The sequence below is a fragment of the Facivitalis istanbulensis genome (assembly GCF_040560405.1).
GTDB lineage: Bacteria > Pseudomonadota > Alphaproteobacteria > Sphingomonadales > Sphingomonadaceae > Sphingomonas > Sphingomonas istanbulensis.
On the sequence record NZ_JAVSCQ010000041.1, the window covers coordinates 1 to 22868 of the forward strand.

The 22868-nt window shown below is 67.2% G+C and carries 24 protein-coding genes and 1 pseudogene; 12 read left to right on the forward strand and 13 right to left on the reverse strand.

The window, feature by feature from the left end; all coding sequences use genetic code 11:
• Positions 1-329: 329 nt before the first annotated feature.
• On the reverse strand, positions 330-1322 hold the full coding sequence (araD1, locus tag RN629_RS16895; RefSeq protein ID WP_407036282.1) for an AraD1 family protein: 993 nt from the start codon (positions 1320-1322) through the stop codon (positions 330-332).
• 75 nt (positions 1323-1397) lie between these two features.
• On the reverse strand, positions 1398-2921 hold the full coding sequence (locus RN629_RS16900; RefSeq protein ID WP_407036283.1) for an aldehyde dehydrogenase (NADP(+)): 1524 nt from the start codon (positions 2919-2921) through the stop codon (positions 1398-1400).
• Positions 2922-3039: 118 nt separating this feature from the next.
• On the opposite strand from RN629_RS16900, the gene RN629_RS16905 reads away from it, so the two are divergent.
• Positions 3040-3807 carry a FadR/GntR family transcriptional regulator gene (locus RN629_RS16905; protein WP_407036305.1) on the forward strand — a complete coding sequence of 256 codons (768 nt, stop codon included), beginning with the start codon at positions 3040-3042 and terminating at the stop codon, positions 3805-3807.
• A gap of 57 nt (positions 3808-3864) precedes the next feature.
• Here RN629_RS16905 and RN629_RS16910 read toward each other — a convergent pair whose 3' ends face one another.
• The 3 genes from RN629_RS16910 to RN629_RS16920 are packed head-to-tail and all read right to left on the reverse strand — an operon-like array spanning position 3865 to position 6731.
• The gene (locus RN629_RS16910; protein ID WP_407036284.1) at positions 3865-4728 is read right to left on the reverse strand and encodes an SMP-30/gluconolactonase/LRE family protein; all 864 of its coding nucleotides are present in this window, start codon (positions 4726-4728) and stop codon (positions 3865-3867) included.
• Positions 4729-4770: 42 nt separating this feature from the next.
• Complete coding sequence (locus RN629_RS16915) at positions 4771-5574, reverse strand: SDR family NAD(P)-dependent oxidoreductase (protein ID WP_407036285.1); 804 nt, start codon at positions 5572-5574, stop codon at positions 4771-4773.
• Positions 5575-5585: 11 nt separating this feature from the next.
• The gene (locus RN629_RS16920) at positions 5586-6731 is read right to left on the reverse strand and encodes a fumarylacetoacetate hydrolase family protein (protein WP_407036286.1); all 1146 of its coding nucleotides are present in this window, start codon (positions 6729-6731) and stop codon (positions 5586-5588) included.
• A 195-nt stretch (positions 6732-6926) separates the two neighbouring features.
• On the opposite strand from RN629_RS16920, the gene RN629_RS16925 reads away from it, so the two are divergent.
• Positions 6927-7301, forward strand: coding sequence for a hypothetical protein (locus tag RN629_RS16925; protein WP_407036287.1), 375 nt, complete (start codon positions 6927-6929; stop codon positions 7299-7301).
• 61 nt (positions 7302-7362) lie between these two features.
• On the opposite strand, the gene RN629_RS16930 is transcribed toward RN629_RS16925, so the two are convergent.
• Positions 7363-9159: an IlvD/Edd family dehydratase gene (locus RN629_RS16930; RefSeq protein WP_407036288.1), complete on the reverse strand. Its 1797-nt coding sequence runs from the start codon at positions 9157-9159 to the stop codon at positions 7363-7365.
• A gap of 14 nt (positions 9160-9173) precedes the next feature.
• Positions 9174-10322, reverse strand: a complete 1149-nt coding sequence (locus RN629_RS16935) for an aldose epimerase family protein (RefSeq protein WP_407036289.1) — start codon at positions 10320-10322, stop codon at positions 9174-9176.
• Between the two features lie 129 nt (positions 10323-10451).
• Between RN629_RS16935 and RN629_RS16940 the strand changes: the two genes are divergently transcribed.
• The 3 genes from RN629_RS16940 to RN629_RS16950 all read left to right on the forward strand — a co-directional run bounded on the left by RN629_RS16940 (position 10452) and on the right by RN629_RS16950 (position 13755).
• Positions 10452-11762 carry a sugar MFS transporter gene (locus RN629_RS16940; protein WP_407036290.1) on the forward strand — a complete coding sequence of 437 codons (1311 nt, stop codon included), beginning with the start codon at positions 10452-10454 and terminating at the stop codon, positions 11760-11762.
• Between the two features lie 230 nt (positions 11763-11992).
• Positions 11993-12559 (forward strand): DUF1826 domain-containing protein, encoded by a 567-nt coding sequence (locus RN629_RS16945; protein WP_407036291.1) that lies wholly within the window; start codon positions 11993-11995, stop codon positions 12557-12559.
• The gene (locus RN629_RS16950; protein WP_407036292.1) at positions 12556-13755 is read left to right on the forward strand and encodes a DUF1624 domain-containing protein; all 1200 of its coding nucleotides are present in this window, start codon (positions 12556-12558) and stop codon (positions 13753-13755) included. The genes RN629_RS16945 and RN629_RS16950 overlap by 4 nt, the downstream gene beginning before the upstream one ends.
• 4 nt (positions 13756-13759) lie before the next feature.
• On the opposite strand, the gene RN629_RS16955 is transcribed toward RN629_RS16950, so the two are convergent.
• Genes RN629_RS16955 through RN629_RS16975 form a run of 5 tightly spaced genes read right to left on the reverse strand, consistent with a single transcriptional unit; the run spans position 13760 to position 18080 of the window.
• Complete coding sequence (locus RN629_RS16955) at positions 13760-14941, reverse strand: copper resistance protein B (RefSeq protein ID WP_407036293.1); 1182 nt, start codon at positions 14939-14941, stop codon at positions 13760-13762.
• A complete protein-coding gene (locus RN629_RS16960; protein ID WP_407036294.1) occupies positions 14938-16746 on the reverse strand; it encodes a copper resistance system multicopper oxidase in 1809 nt (602 codons plus the stop codon). The genes RN629_RS16955 and RN629_RS16960 overlap by 4 nt, the downstream gene beginning before the upstream one ends.
• 32 nt (positions 16747-16778) lie before the next feature.
• Positions 16779-17339, reverse strand: coding sequence for an RNA polymerase sigma factor (locus RN629_RS16965; protein WP_407036295.1), 561 nt, complete (start codon positions 17337-17339; stop codon positions 16779-16781).
• 10 nt (positions 17340-17349) lie between these two features.
• Positions 17350-17781: a periplasmic heavy metal sensor gene (locus RN629_RS16970; protein ID WP_407036296.1), complete on the reverse strand. Its 432-nt coding sequence runs from the start codon at positions 17779-17781 to the stop codon at positions 17350-17352.
• An 11-nt stretch (positions 17782-17792) separates the two neighbouring features.
• Entirely contained in the window at positions 17793-18080 is a 288-nt protein-coding gene (locus RN629_RS16975; protein WP_407036297.1) for a hypothetical protein, read from the reverse strand.
• A 57-nt stretch (positions 18081-18137) separates the two neighbouring features.
• Between RN629_RS16975 and RN629_RS16980 the strand changes: the two genes are divergently transcribed.
• Both RN629_RS16980 and RN629_RS16985 read left to right on the forward strand, forming a co-directional pair.
• Positions 18138-18329 carry a DUF6508 domain-containing protein gene (locus RN629_RS16980; protein ID WP_407036298.1) on the forward strand — a complete coding sequence of 64 codons (192 nt, stop codon included), beginning with the start codon at positions 18138-18140 and terminating at the stop codon, positions 18327-18329.
• Between the two features lie 15 nt (positions 18330-18344).
• A pseudogene (locus RN629_RS16985) lies at positions 18345-18542 on the forward strand (DUF6508 domain-containing protein); the annotation flags it as partial.
• A gap of 292 nt (positions 18543-18834) precedes the next feature.
• On the opposite strand, the gene RN629_RS16990 reads toward RN629_RS16985, so the two are convergent.
• Entirely contained in the window at positions 18835-19605 is a 771-nt protein-coding gene (locus RN629_RS16990; protein WP_407036299.1) for a hypothetical protein, read from the reverse strand.
• A gap of 154 nt (positions 19606-19759) precedes the next feature.
• On the opposite strand from RN629_RS16990, the gene RN629_RS16995 reads away from it, so the two are divergent.
• The 5 genes from RN629_RS16995 (at position 19760) to RN629_RS17015 (ending at position 22781) form a co-directional block, all read left to right on the forward strand.
• Positions 19760-20278, forward strand: a complete 519-nt coding sequence (locus RN629_RS16995) for a hypothetical protein (protein WP_407036300.1) — start codon at positions 19760-19762, stop codon at positions 20276-20278.
• Position 20279: 1 nt separating this feature from the next.
• Positions 20280-20921, forward strand: coding sequence for a hypothetical protein (locus tag RN629_RS17000; RefSeq protein WP_407036301.1), 642 nt, complete (start codon positions 20280-20282; stop codon positions 20919-20921).
• On the forward strand, positions 20918-21316 hold the full coding sequence (locus tag RN629_RS17005; RefSeq protein WP_407036302.1) for a hypothetical protein: 399 nt from the start codon (positions 20918-20920) through the stop codon (positions 21314-21316). Before RN629_RS17000 ends, RN629_RS17005 begins: the two co-directional genes overlap by 4 nt.
• A 69-nt stretch (positions 21317-21385) precedes the next feature.
• Complete coding sequence (locus RN629_RS17010; RefSeq protein ID WP_407036303.1) at positions 21386-21886, forward strand: hypothetical protein; 501 nt, start codon at positions 21386-21388, stop codon at positions 21884-21886.
• Between the two features lie 382 nt (positions 21887-22268).
• A complete protein-coding gene (locus RN629_RS17015) occupies positions 22269-22781 on the forward strand; it encodes a type I restriction-modification system subunit M N-terminal domain-containing protein (protein WP_407036304.1) in 513 nt (170 codons plus the stop codon).
• Positions 22782-22868: the final 87 nt, after the last annotated feature.

Genomic DNA, 22868 nt, shown 5'->3' on the forward strand with positions numbered 1-22868 from the left:
CAGCATCTCAATGCCAGTACCACCCCGAAGCGCCACACTCAGTGGCCCGCTCCGTCGCGGTGAAACCCCTCTACCCATACACCATATTAGGGTCAACAGAAAAAGTGCCACGAAACCGTAAAAAATCTGAAAACGTCGCCAAATCAATTCCTTGTAACTTCTCCCGTCTCGCGCGTCGACTGCGTCGCCATGCCGGACGGCGCGAACCGATCCGGATCAACCCCCGCCAAACCTCGAATCGATGCGGAGATCACCCTCCAGACGTAAAAAGGGGCACTCTTCCGGTTGGAAAGAGCGCCCCTGTCGTTCTCATACCTGTGAGAATGCCCTTAGAGGCGTTCGACCTTGACGGGCCTGGCGTCGCCCCGCTTCAGCGAATTGGCCAGCGGCAAGGTGAATGGCGCGGCCGCGATTTCGAACACATCCCCTTCCTCGGTGCGGATACCGTCCGAGAAGGACAGCGTCGCCGTGCCGAAGAAATGAACGTGAATGTCCCCCGGCCGCCGGAAGAGCGCATATTTGAAGTGATGATGCTCCAGGTTCGCGAGGCTGTGCGACATATTGGCTTCGCCCGAGAGGAAGGGCTTTTCCCAGATCGTCTGGCCAGCGCGCGCGATCCTGCTCGTTCCCTCGATATGCGCGGGCACCTCGCCCAGCAGCAGCTCGGCGCCCAGTGCGGCGGGCCGCAGCTTGGAGTGGGCGAGCCACAGATAATTGTGCCGCTCGGTCACATGGTCCGAAAACTCATTGGCCAGGCACAGGCCCAGCCGGTGCGGCGTGCCATCCGGGCCGATCAGATAAATGCCCGCCAGCTCGGGCTCCTCGCCGCCATCCTGTGCGAAAGCGGGCATTTCGAGCGGATCGCCGGGGCCGACCAGTTGCGAGCCATCGCCCTTATAGAACCATTCGGGTTGCTGCCCCACTCGGCCCTCGCCCGGCTTGCCGTCCGCGACGCCCTCGAGAAACATCCGCATCGAGTCGGTCTGATGCGCGGCGGTGGCCGCGTCGCGATGCATCTTGTCGCGCCCCTCGGCCGAACCGAGATGGGTGAGCCCCGTGCCCGTCATGACGCAATGCGCGGGATCGGCATGGTCGATCGGCGCGATCAGACGCCCCGCCGCCAACTCGGCCGCCAGATCGACGCTCTCACCTGCGCCACAGGCCAGCGCGGTATCGAGAAGCGAACGCCCCTCGGCGATCGCCCGCTGCGCCAGCGCGAGGACGGTGTCGATGCCCGGAACGAACGCCGCCTGCGCATCCCGCGCCAAGATGACCGAACGCGTCCCGTCGGGCGCGCGATGCTGCAACAGGCGATCCGCCATGATGTCCTCTCCTGATTCTAACTATGTCTTCGACAAAAGGGGTGCGTCCACGGTCCGGACGCACCCCATATGGATTCAGCCCGGCTGACCGTCGACCAGACGCGGCAAGACCCCCGCCGCGCTGTCCTTCAGGTCGTCGGGCAGCAGCGCCTGGTCGAGATTCTGGTACGACACCGGGCGTAGATAGCGGTCGATCGCCAGGCTGCCGACCGAGGTCGTGCGGCCATCCGACGTCGCCGGGAAGGGGCCGCCATGCACCATCGCATGCGCCACCTCGACGCCGGTCGGCCATCCATTGGCAAGGATCCGTCCCGCCTTGCGCTCCAGCACCGGCACCAGCCGCGCCGCCAGATCGGTATCGCCCCCGTCCATCTGGATCGTCGCGGTCAACTGGCCCTCGGCGGCCTTCAGCACCTTCACCAGTTCCCCCTCATCCCGGCAGCGAACCAGGATCGACGACGCCCCGAACACTTCATGGCCCAGTGCGTCGTCCGCCAGGAAAGCCTCTGCCGTCGTCTGGAAGAAAGCGGCCCGACCGGCGGTGATGCCCTCACCCACCTGGCCGCGGGCGACCGTTTCGACCTTGTCATGCGATGCGAGCGCCTCGGCACCCTGGGTATAGGCGGCGTGGATGCCCTGCGTCAGCATGGTCTGCGCCGCCACACCGGTCAGCGCGGTACGGGCGGCCTCGACGAATGCGTCCAGCCCCTCGCCCTCAATCGCCAGCACCAGGCCCGGATTGGTGCAGAACTGCCCCGCCCCCATGGTCAGCGAACCGACAAAGGCCGTGCCCAGCGCCGCGCCGCGCGCCTTGAGCGCTTCGGGCATCAGCACCACCGGGTTGATGCTCGACATCTCGGCATAGACGGGGATCGGCACTGGCCGGTCCTGCGCGATCTTCATCAGCGCGAGGCCACCGGCACGCGAGCCGGTGAAGCCCACCGCCGCGATGCGGGGGTCGGCCACCAGCGCACCGCCCAGTTCGTTGCTGGCGCCGGTCAGATGACCGAACACGCCCTTGGGCAGGCCGCTGGCGGCGACCGCCCGCTCGATCGCGGCCGCGACCAGCGCCCCGGTCTGCGGATGCGCCGGATGGCCCTTCACCACGACCGGGCAACCGGCCGCGAGCGCGGAGGCGGTATCCCCCCCGGCGGTCGAGAAGGCGAGCGGGAAGTTGGACGCGCCGAACACCGCGACCGGGCCCAGCGGCACCATGCGCAGGCGCAGGTCGGGCCGCGGCAGGGGCTGGCGGTCCGGCATGGCGGGGTCGACGCGGACCTGCAGATAGCCGCCGGCGCGCAACACCTTGGCGAACAGCCCCAGCTGGCCGACGGTGCGGCCACGCTCCCCTTCGAGCCGCGCGCGCGGCAGGCCGCTTTCGCGCATCGCCACCTCGATCAGCTCGTCGCCGATCGCCATGATCTCGGCCCCGATCCTGTCGAGGAACGCGGCGCGATCCTCTCGCGAGGTCGCGCGATAGACGTCGAAGGCCTCTTCGGCGGCCGCACAGGCGATCGCGACATCGGCCGGTCCGTGGACCGCGAAAGCATCGCCCACCGGCTGTCCGGTGACGGCGTCGATCGAACGGAAATCGGTCATAGGGAAGCTCCTTTATATTACTCTGACATATTGATTTGACGGAGTGATGGCAATGTTAAACCTTGTGCGGCAAGGGTAAGGATGGAGAGGTGAGACATACGTTATGAGCGATACCGACATGCCCGAGACCCCGCCCCCTGTCGTACAAACCGACGATGACGCCTCCACGACGACGCCGCGCACCCGGCGCGGCACCGGCCGTCGCCTGCACGGCGCGATCGCGCACAAGCTGGGCGCGGCGATCGTGTCGGGCGAGTACCGTCCCGGCGACACGCTTTCGGGCGAAGTCGCCTTTTCCGAAGCGCTCGACGTATCGCGCAGCGCCTATCGCGAGGCGGTGCAGGTGCTGAGCGCCAAGGGGCTGGTCGAGAGCCGGCCCAAGACGGGCACCCGCGTCCTGCCGCGCAGCCGCTGGAATCTGCTCGACCCCGACGTGCTGGCCTGGGCCTTTTCGGGCGAGCCCGACATTCACTTCGTGCGCAGCCTGTTCGAACTGCGCGCGATCGTCGAGCCTGCCGCCGCGCGGCTGGCGGCGGAGCGCCGTGAAAAGGCCGACCTGAAGGAGATGCGCGACGCGCTGGCCGCGATGCGCCGCCACACGCTGGCGACCGAGGCGGGGCGCGCCGCCGACCGCGACTTCCATAATGCGGTACTGGCCGCGACGCGCAACGACGCGCTGGTCGTGCTGACCGCCAGCATCGGCGCGGCAGTTGCCTGGACCACCCAGTTCAAGCAGCGCTCGCGCGCGCTGCCCCGCAATCCGGTGCCTGACCATGTCAAGGTCTATGACGCGATCGCCGCGGGCGATGTCGAGGGCGCGGGGGAAGCCATGCGGCTGCTCGTCGATCTGGCGCTGGAGGACACCCGCAGCGCGATGGAAGGATAGGAAGGCCCGACAAAGGACCCGCCCCCGCGACGGGAGCGGGCCGCCCGGACGCCGGGTTCAGATCTGCGCGCGGTGCAGCGGCTTGGCCGGAACCGTCACGCGGAAGGTGAAGATGTCGCCCGCCTGGACCTGCTCGGCCAACTGGCCTTCGCTCAGCCCCTGGCGCGCCGTGGTGGCATAGGCGGTGCGCCCGTCGGGGCCGCCCAGCGCGATCTTGGTGATATTCGACACGGGGAATCGTACCTCGTCGGTCATCGTGCCGTCCGGCGCATAGCGGCGCGCCGCCCAGCCGCCGAAAAAGCCGACCCACACGCCACCCTCGGCATCGCAGATCGCGCCATCGGGGTGTCCGTCCGCATCGCCGAAGCGCGCGAATTCGGTCGCGGGGCCCAGCGTCCCGTCCGCCAGCATCGGATGCGCCAGGATGACCTTGCCCAGCGTATCGACGTGATAGAGGATCGAATCGTCGGGCGAGATGGCCGGGCCGTTGGTGATGCAGACCACATCGGCGCTGGTCGGTTCGACCCGCCCCGCCGCCCAGCGGAACAGGCGCCCGGACAGCGCCGCCTCGTCATTGTCCATCGTGCCGAACCAGATTCGTCCCTGCCCGTCGACACAGGCGTCGTTGAGGCGATTGGCGGGCAGATGTGCGTCGACATCGGCCAGCCGCGCGAAGCCGCCGGTGGCGGGATCGAAATGATGTGGCCCCGACTTCAGCCCCGCGACGAAGCCCCCACGCGCCGCCGGCACGACCCAGCCGACCATTTCGGGCGCGGCCCAATGGTCGAGCGTGCCCGCCGCCGGATCGTGGCGATAGATGCGCTGCTGCTTGATATCGACGAACCACAGGGCGTCATCGACCCAGATCGGACCTTCGCCCAATGTCGCCCCCACGGTCAGGCAATGTTCGGCCTGCTGCATCACGCTCTCCTGTCAGTCTTCGCACCGTCGATTGCCGGTGGATCAGCGCCAACCGGCATCGATGAAATAATCGTGCCCCGTACACATCTTCGCATCGTCGGAGGCGAGGAACAGCACCAGCGCCGCGACGTCCGAAGGCTGGATACGGGCATCGAGGCATTGCGCCGCGACGATTTCCGCCTCACCCTCGGGCGTGTACCATTTTTCCTGACGCGGCGTCTGCACATTGCCGGGGACGATGGTGTTCACGCGGATATTCTCGCGGCCCAGATCGCGCGCAAGGCTGCGCGTCAGGCCCTCGATCGCGGCCTTGCAGGTCTGGTAGAGAACCAGATCGTTGAGGCCGAGGTGCCAGCTGATCGACCCGAAGTTCAGGATCGCGCCGCCACCCGCCCGCTTCATCGCGGGAATGACGGCCTGCGCGGCGAAGAACTGGTGGCGCAGATTGACGTTCAGCCGCTCGTCCCAATAGGCCGGGGTCACGTCTTCGATGCTGTGGCGATCGTCATTGCCCGCATTGTTGACCAGGATGTCGACGCCGCCCAGCGCCGCTTCCAGCTCGGCGAAGATCGCCTTGAGGTGATCGAGGTCGGTCAGGTCGCAGCGGCGATGGAGCGGCGCGTGCCGCGCATCAGGCGTCAGCCGCTCGACCAGCGCCCGGCTCGCCTCCTCGGCGATGTCGACAAAGGCCACGCGGGCCCCCTGCGCCACGAACGCCTCGACGAGCCCCTCGCCGATGCCCGATCCACCGCCCGTCACGATGACGCGCTTGTCGATCAGGCTGGGATAGCGCGCGGCGGATTCGCCCTGAGAAGCTTCGTCTCGCGCGCTGGTCTTCTGCAACATGGAAATCTCCGTCACAACAGGCCGCGCTTGGCCAGGTTGCGCATCAAATCGCCCAGACCGAAGGTCCAGGCCGGGGCGTCGGCGCTGGTCATCACCGGATTGACCAGCGTTCCCAGACGCGGGTTGGTGATGACGACGCTGTCGCCGACCTTGTGGGTGAAGCCGCGACCGGGCTCGTCGCGGTCCTGGGTCGGCGCGAACAAGGTGCCGAGGAACAGGACGAGACCGTCGGGATAGTGATGCTCGCTCAGCGCCTGGCCAAGCAGGTCCTCGGGGTCGCGGCTGATCTGGTCCATCGAGCTGGCCCCCTCCAGCACATAGCCATCGGTGCCGGTGATGGTCAGCTTGACCTCGCTCGACCGGACATCGTCCATGGTGAAGCCGTCATCGAACAGGCGGATCAGCGGCCCCAGCGAACAGGAGGCGTTATTGTCCTTCGCCTTGCCGAGCAGCAGCGCCGAGCGCCCCTCGAAATCGCGCAGGTTGACGTCGTTGCCGAGCGTCGCACCGACCGCCCTGCCATGCGCGTCGGCGACCAGCACCACTTCGGGCTCCGGGTTGTTCCAGGTCGAATCGGAACGGACGCCGACCGGCATCCCCCAGCCGACCGTCGACAGCACCGGGGACTTGGTGAAGATCTCCGCATCCGGGCCGATCGCGACCTCCAGATATTGCGACCACAGACCCTCGGCGATCAGCGCATCCTTAAGCTTCGCCGCCTCGGCCGAGCCCGGCACCACCGAGCGGATATTGCCGCCGAGCGCCTGTTCCAGCGTGACGCGCAGCCCCGCCGCCTTGCCATGGTCGCCGCGCGCACGCTCCTCGATCACCCGCTCCAGCGCGGACACGGCGAAGGTGACGCCCGCCGCCTTCACGCACTGAAGATCGATCGGCGACAGCAGCCGGTGGGCCGCGCCCTCGTCCGGCGACAGGCCCAGTTCGGCCAGCGCGCCCAGGGACTCGCCGCGCGTCGCGTCGATCGTCCCGCCCGCGAGCAGCGCGGAGACGGTGGGGGCGACGCGGCTCATGTCGAAAGCCTGGCCGTCCTGAACCAATATGGGACAGGGCCCTTCGCCCCGATCGATCCGACCGACGAACCGGCCTGCGCGCCAGTCATGGGGCAATGCGTCGATCACATTGGTGGGGGTGCTGGCCATCTTATCCTCTCTCAAGCTTTGTTAGCGGTATCGATTGCCGTCTCATCCAGGTCAAGAGGGCCCGACGCCCTTCCCACCGCTTCCGTCCGTCCAGCCGGCATTTTCGCCCGACCGGCGCATAAATTCCATATTGGTATTAAGGACCTGATGCCCCATGAAGCAGCCGGGTCACATCCGCACCATGACCGGAGCGCCATGATTTTCGACGACAGCTTCTTCACCCTGCGCATCGATGAGAATCATATCGTTCATGTTCAGGTCCGGGGGGCTTGGACTCCCGCCATTGCCGATCGGTATTGGCGCGCGCTCGGCCCGTTTCTGGCCGCCTCGCGCGCGGCGCTGGGCTATGCCAAGGTCCTGGTGGACCGTCGCCAGACCCCGATCATGCCGCTGCCCATGGTCATGGTGATGCGAGCGGGGCTCAGGGTGCATTATGCGCAGGACGACGTGCTCGCGCTGGTCGTGGATTCCAGCCCGCTCAAGTCACAGGTCCGGCAGAACTACGCCGCCTCCCGCATCGAGGCCTTTCTTTCGCACGACGCCGCCCTCGCCTGGCTGGCGCATCGCTGATCCGCCGGCACGAAGCACGAACCGGGCCGGACGGGATATCCGTCCGACCCGTCGCACCCGATCAGTGGTTGTCGCGCGGCAGGCCCCGCGTCTGGGCGATACGCTGATATTTCTCCGCGCCCTCCAGAATCGCACCGGTCGCCATCTGGCCGACCACCGAACGCTGGATCTCCTGCCACGGGGTCTGCGACGCCGGATAGGGATAGCCGCCCGCCGCCGCCAGCGTCTTGCGACGCTCGGCCAGTTCCTCATTCGGGATGAGGATGTTGGCGGTGCCCTTGTTCAGGTCGATGCGCACCCGGTCGCCGGTTTCCAGCAGCGCGAGGCCACCCATCGCCGCCGCTTCCGGGCTGGCGTTCAGGATCGAGGGCGAACCCGAGGTGCCCGACTGTCGCCCGTCGCCGATGCAGGGCAGCGAGTGCACGCCCTCGGTGATGAGATAGGCGGGCGGCCGCATGTTGACGACTTCCGCCGCGCCCGGATAGCCGATCGGCCCCGCGCCGCGCATGAACAGCAGCGTTTCGGGCGTGATGCCGGTCGCGGGATCGTCGATCCGGTGGTGATAATCCTCCGGCCCGTCGAACACGACCGCCGGACCTTCAAAGGCGTCGGGATCGTCGGGGTTGGACAGATAGCGGTCGCGGAACTCCTCGGAGATCACGCTGGTCTTCATGATCGCGGCGTCGAACAGATTGCCGGACAGGACGATGAAGCCCGCTTCTTCCTTCAGCGGCTCAGCGAAGGGGCGGATGACCTTTTCGTCCTCGATCGCGCGGCCACGGCAATTCTCGCCCATGGTGCGCCCGTTGACGGTCATCGCATCCTCGTGGATCAGCCCCTGCTCCATCAACTGGTTGACCACGGCGGGGACGCCGCCCGCACGGTAATAATCCTCGCCCAGATACTCGCCCGCCGGTTGCAGGTTCACCAGCAGCGGGATCTTGTGCCCTTCGGTTTCCCAGTCCTTGACCGGCAGATCGACGCCGATGTGGCGCGCGATCGCGGCAAGGTGGATCGGCGCGTTGGTCGATCCGCCGATCGCCGAATTGACCTTGATCGCGTTGTGGAACGCGTCCTTGGTCAGGATGTCGGAGGGTTTCAGATCCTCATGCACCATCTCGACGATCCGCTTGCCGGTCAGATACGCGACCTCCTGCCGGTCGCGATAGGGCGCAGGGATCGCCGCCGAGCCGGGCAGCGACATGCCCAGCGCTTCGGCCAGGCTGTTCATCGTCGTCGCGGTGCCCATGGTGTTGCAATAACCGGTCGACGGCGCCGAGGACGCGACCAGGCGGATGAACTCGGCATCGTCGATCTCGCCGGCGGCCAGCATCTGGCGCGCCTTCCACACGATGGTGCCCGAGCCGGTGCGCTCGCCCTTGTGCCAGCCGTTGAGCATCGGCCCGACCGACAGCGCGATGGCGGGGATGTTGACGGTCGCGGCGGCCATCAGCGCCGCCGGGGTCGTCTTGTCGCAGCCGATGGTCAGCACCACCGCGTCGAGCGGATAGCCGTACAGCACCTCGACCAGACCCAGATAGGCCAGATTGCGATCGAGGCCCGCGGTCGGCCGCTTGCCGGTTTCCTGGATCGGGTGGACCGGGAATTCCAGGACGATACCGCCCATCTCGCGCACGCCCTCGCGCACCCGTTCGGCCAGCACCAGATGGTGGCGGTTGCAAGGGCTCAGGTCCGAGCCGGTCTGCGCGATGCCGATGATCGGCTTGCCCGACTGAAGCTCCTCAAGGCTCAGGCCGAAGTTCAGATACCGCTCCAGATAGAGCGCGGTCATGTCGATATTCTCGGGATTGTCGAACCAGGCGCGGCTGCGCAGCTTCTGAGGGGCGGTATCGGTCATATCAGGATTTCCGGTCAGCGAACGGTGGAGAAACGGTAGATCATGGTATGCCGATACGGCTTGCCGGGATCCACGCGGGGAGAGACGAAATCGGGCTTGTTGGGCGAGTCGGGGAATTTCTGCGGCTCCAGCGCGATGCCGTCGCCCATGCGGTACAGATGCCCCTTCTTGCCGACATAGGTGCCGTCGAGGAAATTGCCGGTGTAGAATTGCACCCCCGGCTCGGTCGACAGCACTTCCAGCACGCGACCCGAGGCGGGGTCCTCCAGTCGCGCGGCCAGTTGCGGCGTTGCGGTCAGCCCCTTGTCGAGCGCGAAATTATGGTCATAGCCCTGGCCATAGCGGATCTGCTGGTCATTGCCATCGCGAATGCCGTCCGCGACCACGCGCGGCGCGCGGAAGTCGAACACCGTGCCCGCGACCGGCTTGCGCTCGCCGGTCGGGATCAGCTTGGCATCGACCGGGGTAAAGGCGCTCGCCGGGATGGTCAGCTTGTGGAAGGTCGCACCGAGCGGGGAACCTTCGCCGTTCAGGTTGAAGATGGCGTGGTTCGTCATGTTGACGATGGTCGGCTTGTCGGTCTTCGCCTCGAACGCGATGGTCAGCGCGCCCGCCTCGTCCAGCGAATAGGTGACGGTGGCGTCGACCTTGCCGGGATAGCCCTGATCCCCATCGGGGCTGGTCAGCGCCATGACCACGCTGGCGCTGGCCCCGTCCTTCATCGAGACGATGCGCCACAGATGCTTGTCGAAGCCTTTGGTTCCCCCATGGAGCGAATTGGTCTTATCATTCTGCGTCAGCTGATAGCCGCGTCCGTCGAGCGTGAACCGGCCCTCCGCGATCCGATTGGCGAAGCGCCCCACCGTCACGCCGAAGAAATTGGGATGATTCACATAGTCATCGGCCTTGTCATAGCCGAGCAGCACATCGGCCAGCTTGCCGTTGCGATCCGGGGCCATCACCGACTGAAGAGTTGCGCCATAGGTCAGGATACGCGCCGAGAGCCCGGCCTTGTTGGTCAGGGTCACCGCTTCGATCGGCGCGCCGTCGGCCAGATGCCCGGCGGCGGTCCGCCTGGCCTCGCTGGCGAGCGCCGCGGTGGAACCCAACGCTGACGTTACCGCTACCAAAGTTAGAAAGCTCTTGATTGACGCTATCGACATGCCTCATCCCTTCGCCGCCAGACGCCATTGACGCGCCTTTTGCGTCACTATAGTCAGACAAAATACCGGGAGCAAGCGGGGCGCACATATCTTTTCGTGCCGCCACCCGCCCTTAAGGAGAGGATTGCCATGGCCGTACCCGTCACGTCACGCGCGCCAGACGCGCCCGCTGCTGCGGGAGGAGCGACCAACTATAGGTCCGCGCTGACGCTGCTGGCCAGCCTGTTCTTCATGTGGGGGTTCATCACCGTCATCAACGGCACGCTGCTGCCCCATCTGCGCAGCGTGTTCGAGCTCAGCTATTTCCAGGCCTCGCTGATCGAGAGCGTCTGGTTCATCGCCTATTTCTTCGCCTCCATCCCCTCCGCCAAGCTGATCGAGCGGATCGGCTATCAGAAGTCGCTGGTCGCCGGCCTGCTCATCATGGCGGCGGGCGCGGTCGGCATGATGCTGGCGGCGTCGCTGCCCTCCTACGGCGTCACGCTGCTGATGCTGTTCGTGATCGCCAGCGGCATCACGCTGCTCCAGGTCGCGGCCAACCCCTATGTCGCGGTGCTCGGCCCGGCGGACACGGCGTCGTCGCGCCTGAACCTGGTGCAGGCGATGAACTCGATGGGAACGATGCTCGCCCCGTTGTTCGGCGCGTATCTGATCCTCGGCCGGTCGAAGGGCGGCACCGCGGAGGCCGGTAGCGCCGCTCTGACCCAGGCCGAGCGGCTTGCCGACGCGCATGCCGTGGTCCTGCCCTATGGCCTGGTCGCGGTGGTGCTGGTCGTCCTCGCCTTCGTCATCGCGCGCTTCCCGCTGCCCGCCATGGGCTCGGCAACCAGCCGCGTCGCCAAGGAAGACCGCAAGAACCACTCGCTTTGGAAGCATCGCAATCTGGTGTTCGGCATCGGCGCGATCTTCATCTACCTGATTGCCGAGATCGGCGTCGGCAACCTGTTCGTCAATTTCGTCAGCCGTCCCGACATCGGCAACATGACCACCGAGGCGGCGGGCCGTTACCTGACGCTGCTGTGGGGCGGGATGATGGTCGGCCGGTTCGTCGGTTCGGCGATCATGCAGAAGGTGCCGGCCGGGACCGTGCTCGCGGTCTTCTCGATCGGCGCGTTCATCGTGATGCTGGCGACCGTCTTCACCACCGGCCCCGTCGCCATGTGGTCGCTGATCCTGGTCGGGCTGTTCCATTCGATCATGTTCCCGACCATCTTCACGCTCGGCATCCGCGGCCTCGGTCCGCTGACCGAGGAAGGCTCGGGGCTGCTCATCATGGCGATCGCCGGTGGCGCGCTGGTCGCGGTGCATGGCTGGCTGGCCGATCATTACGGCCTGCAACAATCGTTCCTGCTGACCGCCGTGTGCGAACTCTACATCCTGTTCTACGCGCTGTGGGGCTCCAGGCCGACCAACGCCTTTGCGGATGAGGATGCGGGCTGAGCCTTTCGGCTCCGACCCATTGGTCGAGCCACTGGTCGAACAGGGGGCGGCGTCGCGAGACGTCGCCCCTTTTCCTGTCCGGCCCGGTCCGATGCGGGAAGCGACCGGCCCTTGCGCATCGGGTCGAATATAGTAACGATACATCATACCACATATCGTCGGTGATATTCCGCTTGCCCCAAAGCCTCGATTCCCTTCTCGCGCCCCTGCCCCCAGCCATGCCCGTGCCCGTGCCCGACCATGTTCGCATCGCCGCGGACGCCGCCACCCTGTCGGCGATCGATGAGCCGCAGGTCACGCTGGCCGTGTGGCAGCGCCCCTCGCCCATTCCCGCGCCCGACCTGACCGATTTTCCGACCATCCGCTTCGGCGCGGCGGTGGACGCGGTCGCCACCGGGATCGCGCACGCGCTGGCCGACGCGCCGCCGCATCGCTGGCACGACGTGCTGGCGGCGGATGCCGGGCGACTGGCCCGGCTTTACGCGACGCTGACCGGCGAACCACGCGTCGAGATCCGGGTCGAGCGGATTACCGGCAATGGCTGCTGGAAGTTCCACGCCGATTATGTCGCGCTGCGGCTGATCTCCACCTATTGCGGACAGGCGACCCAGTGGCTGCCGGAGGGCGCGACCGAGGATACCGAACCGCGCGCGCTGGCGGCGGGCGATGTCGGCCTGTTCAAGGGACGCGAGCTGGCGGGCGACCGCGCCATCATCCACCGCTCGCCACCGATCGCGGGCAGCGGCGAGGATCGGCTGCTGCTGGTCATCGACGCCGAATGGGACGATCCCGCATGACCGGCCTGATCCTGCCACGCGTCGGCACGGCCGCACCGACCGGACAGACCGCCGCGTCGCGCAGCACGGCGGTCCCGGCCCGGCTGGCGAGCATCGACGCGGTGCGCGGCTTCGTCATGATCGTCATGCTGCTCGACCATGTGCGCGAGACCTTCTTCGTCCATATGCAGGTCAGCGACCCGATGGACGCCCGCACGGTCGCCCCCGCGCTGTTCTTCACCCGGCTGCTCAGCGCGATCTGCGCGCCGACCTTCATCGCGCTGACCGGCCTGTCGGCCTGGCTCTATCAACAGACACATAGCCGGGCGGACACCAGCCTGTTCCTGCTCAAGCGCGGCCTGGTCCTGCTGCTGCTCGAGGTGACGGTGGTCAGCTTCGGCTGGTCGGCGCAATTCCCGCCCCACACCCTATGGCTCCAGGTGATCTGGGCGATTGGGATATGCATGATCGCGCTGGCGGGGCTGATCCGCCTGCCTTTGGCCGCCGTCGCGGGGATCGGCGCGGCGATCGTCCTGGGGCACAACCTGCTCGACACGGTCAGCCCGTCCCCCGACAGCCCGTGGTTCAAGCCCTGGGCGATGCTGCACCAGCGCGCCGCGTTCGGCGTCCTCGGCGTGACGATCAAGACCACCTATCCCGTCCTGCCCTGGATCGGGGTGATCGCGCTGGGCTATGTGGCCGGGCCGCTGTTCGCGCGGCCCATGGAGGAGCGACGGCGGCTGTTCGCCGCGATCGGCATCGGCCTGCTGCTCGGCTTCGTGCTGCTGCGCGCCGGGAACGTCTATGGCGACCGGACATGGGCCGCCGTGCCGGGCGATCCGCTGCGCAGCCTGATGAGCTTTGTGTCGCTGACCAAATATCCGCCCTCGCTGCTGTTCCTGTTGCCGACACTGGGCGGCGCGGCGCTGCTGCTCGCGGCGTTTGAGGGGCGAAACGGCCCCATCGCCACCCGGCTGGCGGTGATGGGCGGTGCGGCGATGGGCTTCTACCTGCTGCACATCTATGTGCTGCGCGGGCTCTACCTTGCCGCACTCGCGCTCTGGGGGCCCAATCACGGCGAGGTCTTCGGCCTGCCCGACCTCGCTTCGGTCTGGCTGCTCTATGCCGCGCTGATCGTGCCGCTCTACGTCCCCACCCGCTGGTTCGCCGGACTGAAACGCCGCCGGAGGGACTGGCGCTGGCTCCGTTATATCTGACCGGTCAGAACCAGGTGCGGATGCCCAGCGCCAGCGCCGCGCCGCCGCCCCGCGACGGGCCATAGCGCCGCTCCCAGTTGACGCCGACATAGGGCGCGAATTCTCGCGCCACCTCATAGCGTAGCCGCAGCCCGGCCTCGAGGCTCGACACCCCCGCCGCGATCCGCTGCTCGGGCACGTCCTGCGCCGCCAGATTGACCTCGAACCGGGGTTGCAGGACGGCACGCTGGGTCAGGCGCTGGTCGATCCAGGCTTCGGCCCGGCCGGTCAACGCGCCCTTGTCCGACAGGAACAGCGCGCCCTCGACATCGAACCAGTACGGGGCCAGCCCCTCGATCCCGACCACCGCATAGGTGCGCCGCGCGCCCGCGCCGATATCCTGCCGCACACCGGCCTGAAGATTCCAATAGGGATCGATCGCGCGGGCATAGAGCGCCTGCACCTCGGCCGCGCCGATCCGGCCGCCAAACTCCCCCTCGCCTTCGCTCTTGACGACCAGCCGGTGGATATCCCCGCCGAACCAGCCCTCCCCGTCCCAGCGATAGCCGTCGCGGCCGTCGCGCAGCTGGACCTCGGCAAGGTTGAACAGGATCTGCGAGAAGGCCATGCCGCCATGCTCGCGCCGCATCCGCGCATCGGCGGCGGCCATGATCGCCGGGTCGTAGAAGCGGTCCGCCGCCCGCTGCGTCGGCGCGGGCGGTGGCGGGGCCTGGCCCGCCGCGCGGTCGGGCATCGCCATGCCCGGCATGGCATCATGATGCGGCGCTCCATGATCCATGCCGCCATGATCGGGCGTCGCCGCCTCTGCGCGGCAATGGCCCATCGCCGCATGGTCGGGGGAACAGGTGGAAGGCGTCATCCCCGGCATCGGATGGGCCAAGGCTGGTGCGGTCGGGGCCGGTCCGCTCGGGGGGCAATGCCCCATCGCGGCATGCTCCGCCGAGCAGCCTTGCGGCGTCGCCCCGGCCGGCATCGCGTGATGGGCCATGTCCATGCCGGGGGCCATGGCGGGCCTAGCCCGGCGCGCGGCGCCCGGCCCGACCCCGGCCCTGGCCTTGCGCGGCGCCTTGCGCGTCTTCGTAGGCGCCGCCGCCTTGGGTCTGGCGGGCATCGGCATGGCCATGCCGGGCATCATCATGTCATGCTGCTGAGGCGCGATCAGCAGCATCAGGGCGAAGGGGATCATACCGCCCCTCCCGCCGTGGAATCGGGCCGCACCGTCACGACCTGCATCATCCCGGCATGCATGTGATAGAGAAGATGGCAGTGAAAGGCCCAGTCGCCCTCCGCATTGGCGGTCAGGTCGAAGGTCACCGTGCCACCCGGCGCGACATTGACCGTGTGCTTGCGCGGCGCATGGTCGCCATGGCCGGTCACCAGTTCGAAGAAATGGCCGTGCAGATGGATCGGGTGCGCCATCATCGTGTCGTTGACCAGGGTGACGCGCACCCGCTCGTTCAGCCGGAACGGGATCGGCGCGGTGACAGCATTCAGCTTCACCCCGTCGAACGCCCACATATAGCGTTCCATATTGCCCGTCAGATGGATGGTCAGCGCGCGTGACGGCACCCGCCGGTCGGGATTGGGCGTCCGGCTGACCAGATCGCGATAGGTCAGCACCCGGTGCCCGACATCGGCCAGTCCTTGCGGCGGCTCCCCGGTCCGGTCGACGGGCATCGGTGCGACCGTCTGCACGACCGGGGTGCGGGGCAAGCCGGGCGCGTTGGCGAAGTCGCGCATCCCATGGTCCATCCCGCCGTGACGGCCCTGAGTCATCGCCATGCCCGCGCCGGAGGACGTGCAATGCCCCATCGCCTCATGCTCGGGCGAGCAGTCTTCGGAGGCGGCGTTTCCCGCATGGCCCATGCCGCCCATCCCCATGTCCTTCATCGTCGCCAGCGGCCGGGGACGCAGCGCGGGAACCGGGGCGACCATGCCCCGGCGCGGGGCCAGCGTCGCGCGCGCCATGCCCGACCGGTCCCAGGTCTCGGCGACCAGCGTATAGGCGCGATCCTCGGTCGGGGTGACGATCAGGTCATAGGTCTCGGCGACCGCGATCTGCAATTCGTCCACCCGGACCGGCCGCACATCCTGTCCATCGGCCTGCACCACCTCCAGCGACAGCCCGGGGATACGCAGGTTGAAGATCGTCATCGCCGAGGCATTGACGATGCGCAGCCGCACCCGCTGCCCCACTGTGAACAGCCCCGTCCAATTGTCCGCCGGGCCATGCCCGTTGACCAGATAGCGATAGGCGGCGGCGGTGACGTCGGACACGTCGCTGGGGTCCATCCGCATCGCGCCCCAGCGCAACCGATCGGCCAGCCGCTGGTCCCGCCCCGCGACCAGGCCGCCGATCGTCTGCTTCTGATAGTTGAAATAGCCGCCCTGCAGCTTCAGCCGGCGGAAGATCGCATGGGGATGCAGCGCGCTGTGGTCCGACAGGACGATCACATGCTCGGCATCGGACGCGATGGGATCGGTTCCGGCGGGATCGGTTCCGGCGGGATCGATCACGATGGGACCGTACAGCCCCTCCTGCTCCTGCAACCCCGAATGGCTGTGATACCAATAGGTGCCAGCCTGGACGACAGGGAATTCATAGGTGAAGCGCCCGCCCGCCGGAATGCCCGGAAAGCTGATCCCCGGCACCCCGTCCATCTGGAAGGGGACGAGCAGGCCATGCCAGTGGATCGAGCTTTCCTCGTCCAGCATATTGACCACCGTGATCCGTGCCCTCTGCCCCTCCCGCAGGCGGATCAGCGGCGCGGGGGTCGACCCGTTGATGCCGATCGCGTGATAGGGCTTGCCGTCGATCCTCCGATGCTGCCGCGCGATGGTCAGGGTGATGTCGGCCCCGCTCAACGCAGCGCGCGGGGCGAGGCCGGGCGCATGGCTCTGCGCCCAGGCTGGCAGCGCGGCAAGCGTCCCCAGCCCGGCTGCACCGGCCAGCACATCGCGACGTCGAAACAGGGGCAAGGGATCGGTCATGCTCCCCTATACGCAGGAGGCCGCCCCGCCCCTCATGATCCGTCGCCCCGCAACGCGGCGCGCGCGCGGCGGATGCGGAGTTCGATCGCCTTGCTACTGATCCCCAGCGCCTCGGCCGCCTCCGCCTGGCTCAACCCCTCGATCGAACAGAGGATCAGCGGCGCGCGGAGCGCCTCGGGCAATCGATCGAGCGCGGCCAGCGTACGCGCCAGCGAATCGCGGTCGATCGCCGCCGCCTCGCCCTCGATCCGGTCGTCGGCGATGTCGCCCGCCGCGTCGATCGGCAGCACCCGCGCCAGCATCGCGCGCACCCGCCGCCGCCGCGCCCAGTCGCGGCATTTGTTCAACGCGATCCGGCTGAGCCAGGCGCGCAGCGACCGCGCGGTGTCGAACCGGGCAAGCGCGCCATGCGCCGCGACGAAGCTCTCCTGCACCAGGTCCAGCGCCTCGTCGGCGTCTCGAACATGGGTCAGGATCAGCCGGTACAGCGGCGCCTTGTACCGCGTCACGATCGCGGCATAGGCCCCCGGCCGCCCATCCCGCGCCAGCGCGACCAGATCGGCGTCGGGCCAGTCGGCCCAGTCGCGGCTCACCCGGCGCGACTCACCGGCCCGTATCGGTCAACTGCGCCACCACCAGCCGATCGAAGGTCGCGGCCTGATCCGGGCGAAGCTCCGCGCGCATCGCGAACACATGCGCCAGCGTCGCCTTTTGCAGGTCGCCCATGCTGTGATGCACCGCATCGATCGCCTGGGTGACGCGCGGGCCGTCGCGATGCTCCGCCTCGATCGCCGCCGCCAGCCGCGCATTGTCGCCGCGCAGCCGGGCGTCGAGCGCGGCACGGGTGGTCGCGAACCGCGCCTCCAGCCGGTCGAGCGCCACCGCTTGCGCCGGATCGAGCGCGATCCGGTCATGGACCAGCGCGTGCAGGTCGCGCGGCGGGCTCGGCGCGGGCATCAGCAACCGGCACCCCAGGACAGCCCCGGCCAGCGCCGCGAGGAAGGCAACCGCAACGATCAGCAGATGACGCTTCATCCCCACCCCTTTTACCGGCCGAGCAGCAAGGTCGACGGCGCGCGCGCATCGTCCAGCGCCACCAGCATCGTCGCGGCGGGCGGCCGCTCCGCGCTCCGCCCCGCGACCATTCCACCCCCCGCCAGCCCGAGCAGCAGCGCGGCAAGACCGGTCAGCACCAGTCCCCGGGTCGAGACCCTTTCCCCATCCACCGCACCGGCCTCGATCGCCGCCGCCACCCGCCGCTCGAGATCGTCGATCGCGCCCGGCGGCGTCCGCCGCGCGAGCAGGGCCAGGTCCTGGTCGAAAACATCGCTCATGATGAGACCATACGCGAAAACCGCGCGCGCCCCTCATCGCCTGGGCGAGGATACCGCATGACGCCGACCGATCTCCGCCTGCTGCGCGGCTTCGCCCCGATCCTCGCCGCACCCGATTCCACACCCGGCCATTGGGCGGGCGGCGACAGGTGGGCCGACGGCACGATCGCGATGGCCTTCTTCGCCCTGTCGCCAGACGCCATGCAATGCGTCCGGACGGTGGCAGAGTTGAAAAGCCTGGAGGCGTAATGCGACTGGCGGCAACGCGCCACGGAAACGGACATGGCGACGCTGCTGAACGATCCCGCCGCCATCGCAAAGGCCAGCGCCGACCAGCTTGGCTGGCTCCTGGTCATCTGCCTGCGGCAGGATCGCTATGTCGAGGGAACGCTGGCCCAGGCGTTCGACACCGGCCTGTTCGCCGCCATCGCCCGGCGCGCGCAGATCCTTGCGGGGAAGTAATGGGGAAACGACGCCGAAGCATAGGCTTTGACCATGCCAAGGACCCGAAAACCAAAAACCCCGCTAAGCCGTTGGCCTAGCGGTGTTTTCGATGGTGGGCGTGGCAAGGATTGAACTTGCGACCCCTGCGATGTCAACGAAGATGGGACCGCCTAAGTCGTTGATTTTCCTTCATCCGAGCGCGCAAACGCGAGAGAACATGGCGAGAACAGGTCGTGAATGGCGGTTGCTTCCACGCAAAACACACGCAAGTCGATTTTCGAGCCTATGTTCTTTTGAACGAAGGATTTCTTCATAGCCGCGGCCCACGTCGCGTGGCTGTAATTTCTGACGGCTTGGCGCTGGGGTCGGGCTCATGGTTCGTCGAGACCCAGCACCGCCGGGGCGATCGAATGCATTCGTTGGGAGCATTGCGTAATTCGATGCCCATCGACCGCCCAAACAACCGCTTGGCTTCGATCTGGTCGAAGGTCCGGGTGATCCGCCCCGCGCGCCAGTCGACCTCATAGGCCTTGAAGGTGCCGAAGCTGTCGCAATTGCTGTGGGCTATGATCTCAGCGGCGACGATGACCTTCTGCGATCCGTCGCGCCACTGGACGATCGCGACATTGGGATCTTCGGGCCAGCCGCATTTGACCGGGTGACCGAACGCCGAGCGGATGAGCGGCGAGAGGTCCGTTACCTGTAGCCCGCCCCCTCCCGCCGCGACGACGATCGTACGGTAGAGGCCGTTCGCACCGCCATCGCTGGTCGTCACCGCAAACGCTCTTGAATTTGGTGCCCACAGGAGTTCCGAGCCGACGCCTGGGCCGAGCGACACGGTGCCCGATCCGAGTTTGCCGCGCACGCGCAGGGTGACTTCGCCGTCCGTTTTCTCCGTTTCCGTGTAGCGGGCGACGACATGCGTTTGTCGATCCGGTGCCTCGAGCCGCAAGCCGGTCGGTGCACCGGCAATCCGGTCCCAGATCGGCTGCGCCTGACGCGCATAGAAACCGGCCGGGGCAGCGGCGACCAACAAGGTCGCGGCAGCCGCAGCAAGGATCGATCGCAGGCGAAGGGTCATATCGCGAGGGTAATGGCACGTCGCAGCGCGTGCAATCAGACGTACTTGGGGAAGAGCAGCTGCGCACGGCGAAGCTGCCGGTGGAATGAAAAAAACAGGCGGCCTGATCCGGACCCGAGACGGGCCGGTGATCCTCTCGCCGAAAGTACCCAACATGTTGACCTCCCCGATCGAGCCGTCGCTCGATCCCTCGCTGCGCGTCCTGTCGCTGCCGCTCACCGCACTCTACGAAGCACCGGTGCCGATCGGCGCACTGGCCGGTCTGCCCGCTGGCATGCTCGACATTGCCTCGGCCAATCTCCTGATCGCCGCTACGCCCTGCGATCCGCCGCTGTTCGGCATGAAGATGGAGGACGCCTGCACCCGCTTCGGGCGCGACGTCATGCTGGTGCGCACCGGGCTGTTCCCGGAGACCATGAACCCGGTCACGGTCGATGTCGCGCTGGTCGGGCCGGACGCGCCGTTCACGATGATCGACCTTGTCTTCATGCGACGGCGGGACGACAGCCTCTGGCTGGTGCCGCAGCGGGCCGGCGCGTTCGTGGAGATCCGGGGCGATGGCCTGGCGCTGCAGACGACGCCGCCCTTCGTCACCTGGGACGAGCGCTGCGACGGGGTCTGCCGTGCCGCCGCCGAGATCGTGCGGATCGTGACCTATCGGCGGGGACGCTGACATGGCCGCGCGCAAACCCCGCAAGCTGCCGGTCAAGCCGACGCCGACCGACGCCGATCCGCAGAGCTGGCTCTACCTCAACCCGTCCGGGCCGTCCCCGGCGGGGACGGTCTTCGCCGTCCTGCGCCGGGCCTATGCCGGTCGCGTCAACAGCGCGCTGGAGTTCGGCTATCGCAAGGCGCATCTCGGTCCCGTCGCCCCGGGCGCGGATCTCGCCGCTTGGTCGCCGAACGTCGAGCGGCTGGAGGTGCTGCTCCCCGCAGGCGCCGACGACGGCCTCGCCGATCCGGCGACGCTGCTGGGGCAGATGGACGCGCATGCCGTCGAGCGCGAGAAGGCGCTGCTCACCTATCTGACGCTACCGCTCGGCGACGTCGATCGGGTGCATGTCGGCTGGGAGCGGGCGCGCGCCTTCCTGCACGATCGGTTCGCCCGGGATCGCCAGCTCGCCTCCGTCCTGATCCTGCATGCGCCGGGGACGATCAACGCCGCCTTCCCACTCCATGCCCACGCCCTGATCGTGCCGAGGCGCCTTACCGGTCTCGGCATCCGCCAGGGCCTGTACGACGAGGACATGATTCACGATCGCGGACAGGCGATCGTCGAGGCAATGTGGGCGGACCACTTGGCGAGCTTCCGGTGACGGGCGCACAGGACGGAGACGGCGCGGCGCTGGTCGATCTCGCCGGCCGGATCATGCTGACCCATGGCATCGATCCCGGTCATGCCGTGCGCCTGCTCGGCATCGCGCGTGCCGAAGCGGAGGACATGATCCAGCTCGGTCAGCTGTGGTCGCCACTGGACACTGCTCGCGTGGAACGGCTGCGCCTGTTCATCAACATCCTGATGCGGCTCGAATGGCGGCTGAACCACGACAGCCGCGCGATCTGCCATGCGCTGGACCTGCCGCTCGATGCGCTGGGCGGCGCTTCCCCTGCCGACCGGTTCGGCGGCAGCCTGGAGGGCCTGCGCGAACTGCGCGGCGCGATCGACAGCGTCGCCGCGCCCACGATCAAATGGTGGCGGGTCGGTCACTGACCGCCCGCCTTGATGGGAGGGAGATGAAGGCAATCCCGGATTGCGGGATGAAAACAGGAGTAAGCGACCATGACCCAACACGACGACGCCATCCTCCGCGCCTACACCGCTGCGGCGACCCGGCTTCTGCTCGGCAACCGCAAGCTGAAAGACGGCGTCGTCGTCACGGGTGGTGAGGCCCTCGATCAGGAAGAGCGCGCCCAGATGGCACGGACGGCGGCGCTATCCGGTACCGACGTCGTCGGGCTCGAGTTCGGGATCACCGCAGATGGTCGGTTCGGGCGAACCGGGATCACGGTCTACCTGCCGCGCGACGAGGGCTGCTATGTCCAGACCAACTGCCGCTTCTGGCTGAGCAAGGCGGGCAACCGCGCGGTCATCCTGCCCCGATTGGAATCGCGTGGGCACTTTCGCATGTCGCCACGCGAGTTGATCCACGTCGACGGCAAGCCGGCGGAGGATATGGTCGACGGCATCGCGCGGGCGGATGCTTGGCTGGCGCGTCGGATGGGGTCCAAGTTTGCCGAGGCCGCGAACGCAGATCTCTTCAGCGTGTATGAACTGGCATGATCTCCTGCTTTCGCAAACAGGCGTTCGCTCATGCCAGGCGTACTCGTCAAAGAGGGCATTGCTGGGTTTGGTGACGAGCTTCAGTCAAGCGCGGACCGGAAGGTCTGGTGAGAGCGGTCCGTCCGCTTTGGGGCGCCGACCGCAAAAAGCAGCCGTTCGTTCAGGCGGCGGGGCAGTGGGCGAACGCCAGCTGATAGGAAAACCGGAACGACCGCTCTGGAGCGCCGGATTGAAGTAGGCGAACCTTCGTTGTCGGACTAAAGGTGTCGGCTACCCGCCGTGTCCACTGGATTGAGCACGCTTCGCGCGCGGGCTAGCGGATCGTGGAGCCGCTACGCTACACGACACACCGACTGACGCATTTTTGGGGTTTTGCTGCTCGATGACTGTTTCTGAAGCATCTGCGCGTGACGTTATTCAGGAGCTATGGGCGCTATGTGATGCCCTTCGAGACGACGGCGTAACCGCCCAGGATTATCTAACTGAGCTAACCTATCTCGTGTTCCTGAAAATGCTGTCGGAGCAGGGTCATGAGAATGTCCTGCCGAAATCCGCTCGCTGGGACGCGCTGGTCAACAGCCCCCCTGACGACGCTCTCGCGCATTATTCGGAAACCTTGGCAACGCTCGCCACACACACCGACAAAAATGTCGCGGCGATTTTTGCTAATGCCCGCACTGCGGTACGAAACAGCTCGACGCTGATGCGCATCATTGGCGCCATCCAGTCATTGTCGTGGTACACCAGCGACGTCGAGCGCATCGGAGATATATACGAAGGTCTGCTGGAGAAAATCGCGACGGACCGCAAGAGCGGGGCTGGGCAGTACTTTACGCCGCGCGCGCTGGTAGATTGCCTAGGGTCAGGACCCATTGATGTGAGCGCCGTGATCTGATTCAGGCTCCGCAAGGAGACCGATATGAGCGACCTGTTTTGGCTGACGGACGATCAGATGAAGCGGCTTCGGCCGTTCTTTCCCAAG